At 41.7% G+C, this 4,642-nt stretch carries 2 protein-coding genes; both read left to right on the plus strand.

Features of this window, described 5'->3' with window-relative positions; translation table 11 throughout:
• Positions 1 to 158 precede the first annotated feature (158 nt).
• On the plus strand, positions 159 to 1,091 hold the full coding sequence (locus J6U00_RS01245; protein WP_296577802.1) for a hypothetical protein: 933 nt from the start codon (positions 159 to 161) through the stop codon (positions 1,089 to 1,091).
• A gap of 526 nt (positions 1,092 to 1,617) precedes the next feature.
• A complete protein-coding gene (locus J6U00_RS01250) occupies positions 1,618 to 4,341 on the plus strand; it encodes a GDSL-type esterase/lipase family protein (protein WP_296577803.1) in 2,724 nt (907 codons plus the stop codon).
• Positions 4,342 to 4,642: the final 301 nt, after the last annotated feature.

Below are 4,642 nucleotides of genomic sequence, written 5' to 3' on the forward strand. Positions count from 1 at the left end.
AGCTATAGTATTTCTGATATTCGGTCAGAAGTACTATAGCTTTTATATTGACATTGATATCGTTCGGAAGTATAATAGTTGATAAGATAAATCTAAATCTATTACATTGAAAGAAAGACTATCATATGAAAAAAGCATTGAAAATTGCAGGAAAAATATTGCTTACATTTTTAATACTGGATATCATAATAGTAGTGATACTGTTCGTGTACAATCGTATTATGCTCAGTAAAGAAGATAATCTTCTTGAAAATTACCCCGGACAGCTTGTTGAAGTAGACGGTCATAATATGAATGTATACGTTGAGGGTGAAGGAAAGCATACACTTGTATTTTTATCCCCCTCACAAGACACTTCTCCCGCAATCACATTCAAGCCGCTTTACAGCAAACTTAGTAGTGAATGTAAGACTGTTGTGGTAGAAAAATTCGGCTATGGCATGAGTGATATTGTCGATACTGAAAGAGATTATAAAACAATGGTTGATGAATGCCGCACTGCCCTTAAAAACGCAGGCGTGGCAGCACCCTATATTTTGTGTCCATACTCAAAATCAGGACTTGATACTTTGATATGGGTTCAGGATTATCCTGATGAGGTAGAAGCTGTAATAGGCATTGATATGGCGTTTCCAAAGCATTTGGAGAAAATGAACATTGACACAGATTCTTTGAAGAAAACTACCATATTTATGAGCATCGCAAGGGCAACGGGTATCATAAGACTGTTTGCTCTGGACAGCGCATTTTCTCCACTGCACTCAAAAGATGATATTAAACTTGAACGTGCGCTTGTTTGCCGTAAGTTCGGCAATAAAGTCATCAACTACAGTGAATTCGTTACTATCCCTGATGCTTGTGATCTTGTTGATAGCCGACCAATTCCGGATAAACCAATGCATTTGTTTTTGACAAATGGTGTCACGGAAATGGATACACAAATATGGCAGGATATTGCTCACAGTTATGTTGATGATTTTAAAAGCACTTCTTTCAAATCATTTGACTGTACACACTATGAGATCATCGAAAAAGAGTCTGAACAGATGTCACAGGATATAAAAGAGTTTATCAACAAGATAGATGATTAGATTCTAATTTGCTTAGCCCTGCTATAGACACAATGCCCCTGAGTGCTTTGTAACGCTCAGGGGCAAAACTTCTATATGGGTATCCTTCTTTACGGAGAGCCTCATTTCATTAGTCCTCATCATCATTATGCTTTGAGTGACCTGCATAGCCATTTTTAATTCTATGATTAAGGAAGTGATTATATAAATACGGCTATAACGGATAATAGTTATTTAGCTAAATGACGAGATAAACAATACTTTGCCCGATTAAATCAGAGGATTAAAATATCAGAGCAGACCGCTGATGCTGCATAAAAGGATCTGTTTTCAAATAAAAAATAGTTATATTTGTATTGCAAATATTGATAAAAATGAGCAATGGTCATAAATATTCAACAATAATTAGAAACAAAATAGCAATAAATAGCTTGTTTTTGCCTATTAATAATGTATAATTTAATTATAAAGATAGATTAATTGGAGGATTGCTAAATCTCAGCCTAATTTAAACTGTTAAAGTAAAAAATTAAAGGAGTGATTTTTAGTGAAAAAGTCAAAATTAAAAACTGTCATTTGCGGGATCATATCCGCAATGATGCTCACGGCAAGCGTACCTCTATCAACTTCAGCAGGCGGATTCGGTGATCTCGGCGGCGGTATGACATGGGGCGGCTTCGGTGACAACGGAGGTGGAATGAACTGGGGCGGCTTCGGCGACAATGGAGGTGGTATGAACTGGGGCGGCTTCGGTGACACAGGCAGCACTAACGGAGATCAGCAGCTTTCCGATAACAACGGCGGAAATTTCTCTTCTCAGAACGAGAACATGATAAGAATAATGCCCGCAGGCGACTCCATTACCTTTGGTATGGGCGATACAGGCGGATATCGTAAGTTCCTTGACTACTTCCTTAAGGAAAAGGGCTACAACAATATCGATTTCGTAGGACCTGAGGGAAAGAATGCTGCAACATTCAATTACAACGGCAAAAGCGTCACTTATGACGATAATCACGCCGGTTACAGCGGTTATACCATAAAGCAGAACTCAGGCTTTGGCAGCCTGTACGATGTCCTAAAGCAGAAGAATGCTGTCAAGCAGGCTAATCCGGATATCATTCTTCTTATTATTGGTACAAACGATATGAACGGCAACCGCGCAACAAGTGTATGTGAGCAGGATCTGCGCGACCTCATCGATTATTTCCTTGCAGAGATGTCTTCTGATGCTATGCTCTTCGTTTCGACAATACCCGAGCTTGGCGGCGGTATGTTCGGAGGCGGAGACAGATCAGCTCAGATCGCAGACTATAACGCTGCTGTTAAGAAGGTAGCAAACGAGTACAACAGCAATGGCAAGCAGGTCACATTTGCTGATATACACGGCTGTCTCAACGGAACAGCAGATCTAGGCGACGGTGTTCATCCAAACGCTGAGGGATACGAGAAAATGGGCAAGTACTGGGCTAACGTGGTTGACGAATACCTCAAGAATTCAAAAACAGTCGTTACACCAACAGCTACTACAACTGTTACGACAACAACTGCAACCACTACGACCAAAAAGCAATTCGATCCCAAAGAGGAATTCGCCAAAAACGTAACTAAATGGGGCGATGCAAACTGCGACGGCGACGTTGATATGAGCGATGCTGTAGCAATCATGCAGTCACTTGCAAACCCCAACAAGTACATACTCTCCTCAACGGCTTTTTACAATGGTGACGTATGTGAAGCAGGCGGCGGAATCACATCCAATGATGCCCTTGCTATACAGAAGTATCTGTTAGGTCTTATCAAGACTCTCCCTGAGAGCTATTCCGACAGTATAGACGTATCGGCATGGGACATTACAACAACCGCTGTATCAGATCCGGGAACTACTGTTACCGAGATCACTACAACAGCTCCTGTTGCAGTTGGTTCTTTAAATGATAACTTTGATTCAGGTATCGGCAGCTGGAGCGGAAGAGGTTCTGCTTCTGTATCGGCTTCGCCAGACGCATACTACGGTACATCGGGTAAGTCACTTGCTGTAACAGGCAGAGAATCCGAATGGAACGGAGCATCTGTTACACTTGGCTCTGATTTTAAAGCAGGTCAGACTTACAGCATCAGTCTTGCAGCTCTCCAGCTTTCACGCGGTTCAGCCGATATTCAGGTATCACTTCAGCAGGGAAGCGGCAACAGCGCTTTATATACAGCTATTGCGAAGGCTACATGTGAGAGCGGTGTGTGGACAAAGATTGAAAACACATCATTCACTATACCTGACAATTCAGGTGATATGGTGCTATATGTGGAGACTATCGAGAAATCCGGCGATCTTATGAATTTCTATATTGACGATGTACTGATTGCAGCAGAGGGTACAAAGTCAGCAGTTGTAACAGGCGGAACAGGCACTGTACCTGAGACAACTACATCTTCTTCATCACAGGTATACACTGTGGAGGAGCTCACAAAGAAGGTGCAGGCTGCACTGGTAAACAACGAGCCGAATGATTCACACATGAAGAAGCAGGGCGTACAGTACGGAACGCTCAAGAGGGAGACCTACTTCTCAAAGAAGGCCAACAAGAACAAGCCTTACAATATACTTCTTCCCGCAAACTATGATTCAAGCAAGAAATATCCGGTGCTTTACCTGCTCCATGGCTTCTTTGAAAACGAGAATCGTATGATAACACAGGGCAACGGACAGATGTACACACAGCAGATCATCGGAAACGCTATAGCTTCGGGTGAGGCAAAGGACATGATCGTAGTTGTACCCTTCGTATTCACAAGTGCAACGATGAATGACGCTACAGGCTTCGCTGACCAGGGCTCGAACGAGGGATACGACAACTTCGTAGACGATATAGTTGACAGCCTCATGCCTCATATCGAGAGCAAGTACAGCGTAGCTACAGGCAGAGAGAATACAGCTGTAACAGGCTTCTCAATGGGTGGACGCGAATCACTCCAGATAGGCATGAAGCACGGCGACAAGTTCGGTTATGTACGTGCTATATGCCCCGCACCCGGTGCTTCGGGCTCATGGAAGTGGAGCAATCCCGACGATCAGCCGTATCTCCTGATGATAACAGGCGGTACTCAGGACGACGTTGTAGGACTTAATACTCCCGAGGGATATCATAACAACTTCAAAAATAACAATGTACCTCATGTATGGCACGTTGTAAACAATGGACACCATGGTGACGACTCTATTCATTCTCACATCTATTGCTTCGTAAGAGGAATTTTCCAGGCACCTGAATGATAGTGTAATAACTCAAATTTTATAATATAAAAAATCCACCCGTATCAATTACGGGCGGATTTTTTGTTTGTATACAATTTTCAGATATGTTTATGGCTTGACATAGCTGCCGCCCCATTCAACAACTGTAAATGTACCATGGAATAGTCAATTAAAGAGAGATATTGATAATTGTAGTGAAAGTTGTAACGAATATTATAAGCATTTTATTGTCGAAACATTATTGTTTTTTAAGGATTTATTATTTTCAAAACAATATAAAGTAGCGTATCAAATGGCAGATATATTGCATGTATTACCA

The organism is Ruminococcus sp., assembly GCF_017650195.1.
In the GTDB taxonomy this organism is placed as follows: domain Bacteria; phylum Bacillota; class Clostridia; order Oscillospirales; family Ruminococcaceae; genus Ruminococcus.